5 protein-coding genes are annotated in these 6,052 nt (G+C 35.1%); 4 read left to right on the forward strand and 1 reads right to left on the reverse strand.

The features are described 5' to 3' along the window. The first annotated feature begins 332 nt into the window (after nt 1-332). Entirely contained in the window at nt 333-1,901 is a 1,569-nt protein-coding gene (locus GVV58_RS14770) for an ATP-binding cassette domain-containing protein (RefSeq protein WP_159124549.1), read from the forward strand. A 784-nt stretch (nt 1,902-2,685) separates the two neighbouring features. Then, a complete protein-coding gene (gene repM, locus GVV58_RS14775; protein WP_159516845.1) occupies nt 2,686-3,621 on the forward strand; it encodes a replication initiation protein RepM in 936 nt (311 codons plus the stop codon). A gap of 35 nt (nt 3,622-3,656) precedes the next feature. On the opposite strand, the gene GVV58_RS14780 is transcribed toward repM, so the two are convergent. Continuing rightward, a complete protein-coding gene (locus GVV58_RS14780; RefSeq protein ID WP_159516846.1) occupies nt 3,657-3,938 on the reverse strand; it encodes a mobilization protein in 282 nt (93 codons plus the stop codon). A 212-nt stretch (nt 3,939-4,150) separates the two neighbouring features. Between GVV58_RS14780 and mobQ the strand changes: the two genes are divergently transcribed. Both mobQ and GVV58_RS14790 read left to right on the forward strand, forming a co-directional pair. After that, nucleotides 4,151-5,104, forward strand: coding sequence for a MobQ family relaxase (gene mobQ / locus GVV58_RS14785; protein WP_068534583.1), 954 nt, complete (start codon nt 4,151-4,153; stop codon nt 5,102-5,104). Further along, entirely contained in the window at nt 5,101-5,571 is a 471-nt protein-coding gene (locus GVV58_RS14790) for a hypothetical protein (protein WP_046650746.1), read from the forward strand. Before mobQ ends, GVV58_RS14790 begins: the two co-directional genes overlap by 4 nt. Nucleotides 5,572-6,052: the final 481 nt, after the last annotated feature.

Genomic DNA, 6,052 nt, shown 5'->3' on the forward strand with positions numbered 1-6,052 from the left:
TGGGCTTTTTTTTATATTTTCAAATAGTGTTTTAGTAAAAATCAATCAAATTTCGTATAACAGCCATTATGTTAAATAACTTTTAGAAGCTTTAGTACAAGCTTGACAGATTGTCTTATCATTATAAAATAACCTTATTCAAATCATCCTCCCAAGAGTAACGCCAATGAAGTAAGTCATTTTCTCATCATTATTTTTAAACTTTTGATGTGCAAAATAGATTCTACTTGTGGCTATATATTCTTGGTCTCTACTTTATATCCTAAATAATATATTGTTTTTTATAAGTTAATCTTCACTATTTTGCATATCCTCTACATGAGGAATTTTTTATGCAACATGCATGTATTGCTTCAAACTTAAATTTAGAATTTTCTACACAGAAAATGTTTGATCAGCTAAACATTACGCTTTTATCAGGACAGGTTTCTGCATTAATTGGACGTAATGGTTTAGGTAAATCCCTATTGTTCAGAATATTAGATCAAAGCCAAGCTTTAGATATTCATTATAGTGGTCAAGTTTCATGGAATATCCAACATGATTATTTGGCACAATTAGAACGCCTTAATGCTGAAAATATTGCACAAGCATTAGAGGTAGATCATTTACATCATGCTTTTCGGCGTATAGAGAACAATACAGCTAGTTTTGATGATTATGAGTTAGTTGAAAATACCTGGGATTTACCACAAAAATGGCAAAATATACTTGAAAATGCTGACTTACCTACGGATTTGAACTTTCCAACAGAAAAACTGAGTGAAGGACAAAAAACAAAGCTGGCTTTATGTCGTTTGTTTTTAAAAAAGGATCACTATCTACTTTTAGATGAACCAAGCAACCATTTAGACTCAACATCTAGACAATGGTTAATTGAGAGTATTTTGGCACACCCTAGTGGTGTATGCCTGATTAGTCATGATCGCCAATTACTCAATCAAGTCCAACATATTTATGCTTTAACTGAATTAGGCTTACAACACTACAAAGGTAATTATGAGCATTACATTCAACAGCATCAGCTACACATGGATGCATTAACTCAGTCTATTAATAATGAGAAAAAAGAATTAAAGCAGTTAAAACAACGGCAACATGATAGCTTAATGAAAGCGAATAAACGTCAATCTAAAGGCAATGAACTTCGTGATTCTAATTCTCAAGCAAAGATTTTTCTAGATTTCAAAAAGGAAAATGCTGGACAAAGCTTAGGTAAGCTACGTGCCCAACAAACTCGACAAACTGATGATTTGAAAAATAGTCTGATTAATAGGCAGACCATTGTAGAAAAAATCAAAGCTCAGAAGTTTGAATTCCACTTACAGAGTACGAAGCAAGGAGAGATTTTAAGAATTCATGATTTAAAGCTACCCCATACAGCAACAAATAAAATTAATTTTGCATTGAAAGCTGGCGAAAAAATCCATCTTAAAGGTGCTAATGGAATTGGTAAATCAACCTTATTGAAATTGATTTCTACCCATCAACGTGATGATATTTTCTTTAGTGGAACATGTTTGTATTTAGATCAAAACTTTAGTTTATTAAATAATGATTTATCCGTAATCGAAAACCTTGCACTTTATAACTCCAATCTTACTGAAGTTGAGTGGAGAAATTTGTTAGGTCAGTTACGTATTCGTCGTGAAAAAGCTTTATTAAAACTATCAGAACTGAGTGGTGGTGAAAAATTGAAAGTCGCATTATTAGCAATGAGTCACTATCCTGATGGTATTGATTTATTATTGCTTGATGAACCAGAAAATCATTTAGATATTGAGTCTAGAGAGCTTCTATCGCAGGCTATTAGCCAATATCAGGGCGCTGTAATTTTAGTTTCACATGATCATTTTTTTGTTGAACAGTGTGAAATATCTGAAGAGTATTTAATTGAGTAAAATGACATTTTCAAATATATAGATTTATTAGTTCTACTAAAATTAACATAATACACCTTATACGAAATACAACTGTTTTTTCCTTCAAGATCATTATATTAGAGATTGCCGCCTTGAATCATAGAGCAACAAGGCGGCAACTTTTCTATTTTTTATGTTCCACGCTTACTATTTGATCATTGTTCCACGGTTTTGATTAGATATTTTAATTATTAAACTTCTTCCAGTAATAGCCGAGTGAGTGTCTACGAGCGACCACCTGGCATTAAAATTTCACCCCTACCTTTTCCCTGATTACAAACTCCCCTTTGCTTCATAACGAAAGATACAGAGCATCCCGAATGGGTGCGAACTGTATTAGCCAAATTCTAGACGAGCGAAGCGAGCATAAAGACTACTGAGCGAAGCGAAGGCATAGTTTCTTTTTTTATTAAATCCTCAATTCATATTTGAAAAAAACAGCCCCTCAACCGAGCTTTAGCGAGGTTAAAACGTCCGAGCTTTAGCGAGGGCATAGGGCTGTTTTCATGCCTACTTAGGCTTTTATATATATTTTAAAGCTTTTAAATGCTTTTACGACCGCTAGAAACCTTTCTATTAAAGACTTCTAGCGGTTATAAAGGGACATTTAGTCGGTTATAAAGGGACATTTAGTCGGTTATAAAGGGACATTTAGTCGGTTATAAAGGGACATTTAGTCTCTATAAAGGGACATTATAGGTATTGACCCTTTAGTGACTTCAATTTACAATGTCCATATTATAAGTAACAATATAATCTGATTATGAAAAATGAGCTTGTTGTGAAGGATAATGCGTTAATCAATGCTAGTTATAATTTAGAAGTAACTGAACAACGTTTAATACTATTAGCAATTCTTAATGCAAGAGAAACAGGCAACGGTATTACAGCCGATAGTAAATTAGAAATACATGCGAAGGACTATGCTAGCCGTTTTGATATAAGCAATGATGGGGCCTATAAAGCATTAAAGAATGCTGTTTTAAACTTATTTGATCGACAATTTTCCTTTAAAGAACAAGATAAAAAAGGAAATATAGGCACAGTAAAATCAAGATGGGTAAGCCGTATTAAATACATTGATGATTCAGCCACATTAGAGATTACGTTTGCGCCTGATGTTGTTCCATTAATTACAAGGCTTGAGCAGCATTTTACGAGCTATCAGCTTAAACAAGTTAGCCAACTTACCAGTAAATACGCTATACGTTTATATGAGCTTTTGATTGCATGGCGTGAAGTTGGAAAAACTCCAAAAATTGAGTTACACGATTTCAGAAGCAAAATTGGTATCGAAGACACTGAATACATAGCAATGAATGATTTTAAAAAACGTGTATTAGAACCAGCTATTAACCAAATTAATAAATATACAGATATTACGGCAACGTATGAACAGCATAAAAAAGGGCGATTAATTTCAGCATTTTCATTTATTTTTAAGCAAAAACACCAACCAAAGATTGAAAAGACAGTTGACCTAAAAAGGGATCCAAATACACCTGATTTCTTTATCCCTATGACAGATGCTCAACGACATTTATTTGCCAATAAAATGGCTAAATTGCCTGAATTGAGCGAGTATTCACGAGGAACTGAAAGCTATGAAGATTTTGCAATCCGTATTGCTGATATGCTTTTAGAACCTCCAAAATTTAGGATGTTCTATCCGCTACTGGAGCAACTTGGGTTTAAGTAACTATTTAAAATGGAGCTAAATAGCTCCCTTTTTTATTAATTTAGAACTGGCAAATCAAAAAGCTGTCTATCCCGATCTTCTGTTAAATACTCGTTGAGTTCAGCGAGTATTTTTTCTTTATTGGCTTCATTGGCATTCATTTTTTTAATCAAATAAGAACCAAGCAAAATTTTACGTCGAGTATCATCCTTCCTTTCCTGTTCTTTTTGCTTTGACCTTTCTCTAGCTTCGATAGCTTGTTTGCGAGCCTTTAACTGTTTCAGCTTTTCTAACTGGGCTTCGATTTTCTTTTCAAGAGTTTCAGCAGCTTTTGTCATGATTCAGATTTCGGGATATAGAAAACCACTCAAGCATAAAGCCCTATGAATTGGAATTCAAGCGGGCTTTATGCTATCGTGTTTTTCATGAAATGCGCACTTACGACTTGGATTTCATCCAAGTCAAAGTTTGCGTAAGGGGAATCCCCTTAACCCCAAAAATCGCTACGCAATTTTTAAAAGCAAAAGCAAAACCATCACAAGGCTAAGGCATGGCAATTTATCACTGTACGACGAAGACTGTTAACCGAAGTTCGGGACGAACTGCGGTTGCATCTATGGCTTATCGTGCAGGAGAAAAATTGAAAGATGAACGGACAGGATTAACGCACGACTTTACGAGAAAAGAAGGTGTGGTTTATACCGAAATTATTTCTAATTTGGATATCGAATTAGACCGAAGCCAAGTCTGGAATATGGCAGAAAAATCAGAGAACCGAAAAGATGCCCGAACAGCACGTGAATGGGTGATTGCTTTGCCTGATGAATTAGATGAGGAACAACGAAAAGAACTGGCCAAAGAGTTTGCGCAATCTTTAGTAGACCGTTATGGAGTAATCGCGGATTTAGCCATTCATGCACCTAGTCAGAATGGCAGTGATAAAAATCATCATGCACATATCTTACTGACAACGCGCAAGGCCGAATTAGATCCAGAGCAGAATTTAGTTCTTAAAGATAAAGCCGATATTGAGTTAAGTAATACCAAAAGAAAAACACTGGGTATGGGAACAAGCCAGGAAGAAATTAAACAGATCCGTTCCACCTGGGCAAACCTAGCGAATCATGCCCTCGAACATGCAGGGTATCGGGAAAGAATCGACCACCGCAGCTATGTCGATCAAGGTAATCAGCTACAAGCCACTATCCATGAGGGTAGCAAGGTCACGCAGATGCGCAGGAAAGGTATAGATACTGAGATCAGTCGTTTCAACGACACGGTAAAACAGCAGAACAGCCAACAGCTCCAAAACAAACAACAGCATAAAGAAAAAACCTTAGAACAAGGGTTCAACCGTGTTGAGCAAGGCTTTGAGCAATGGAAGAAAGCACAGGAAGTTAAACGCCTAGAACTGGAACGTAAACAGCAATTGAAGCTACAGCAAGAACAAGCCATGAAGCAGAAACACCGCAAGAGCATGAAGAGAAGTGGACCATCGCTATGAGCAGCCAAAATGATTTAGATGATCAGTTGTATATTCTATTAGCCTCCATGAAGGAATATAGAGAAGCTATAGCAGATGATAACAAGCGATTAGAGACGTTTTACAACAAAGTAGCTAGTGGGGTACTAGAACAAAGCAAAAAGACCCTAAATAACGCAAATCAGGAAGCTACACGTGCCCTTCAAGGTCGCATCCATGAACTAGACAAGGCTACCGACAAATTGAACTACAGATTTATTGCCTTGTTATGTGCAATTTTCCTCAGTCTGGTGCTGGTTTTCCTGTCTTTTATATTTTTATTTATTCCAAGTTTTGATGAGATCAAGGAACGTCGTGCAGAGGCAGCGTGGCTAGAACAAAGATATAATTTAGATATTAGAAATTGTAATGATAAATCTTGTGTCCGAGTTATGAAAAATGACTGTCATGGAACGAATAAGGATTACTGTGTTATTGACCCTAAATAAATACTGGCAAGTACTTTGCTCGGTTCTTTTCTTAATCTTATTGCTACCGAATATCGCAAAGTGGCTCGACTTTGAGATATGGCAATAGCCATGTCTCAAAGTATCGAGCTTTACTTTTCATTCTTTATGTCCTATCTATTTGCTATAGGGAAGCATACTTTATAGCACTGATAGTGGAATTAATAATGAGAAGGCATTTGATTTTCCTAGCTTTTATAATAATGATTTTTATTTTAGCTCTCGTTGTTAAACTCGATAATGATCGGAAAAAATTTGAAGTATTCAATGAAGTAGAGACAACAAGCAAGTTTATACAAAAAAAACCATAGTTTTTTTATGGTTTTTTAAATACTTTATAAAATATAAATCCTTATTTGAGTTTCCATAACCCAGTATTCCATGACTGGGCTTTTTTTTATATTTTCAAATAGTGTTTTAGTAAAAATCAATCAAATTTCGTATAACAGCCATTATGTTAAAT

This window comes from Acinetobacter sp. 18QD2AZ41W, from assembly GCF_009829025.1.
Classification (GTDB): domain Bacteria; phylum Pseudomonadota; class Gammaproteobacteria; order Pseudomonadales; family Moraxellaceae; genus Acinetobacter; species Acinetobacter pseudolwoffii.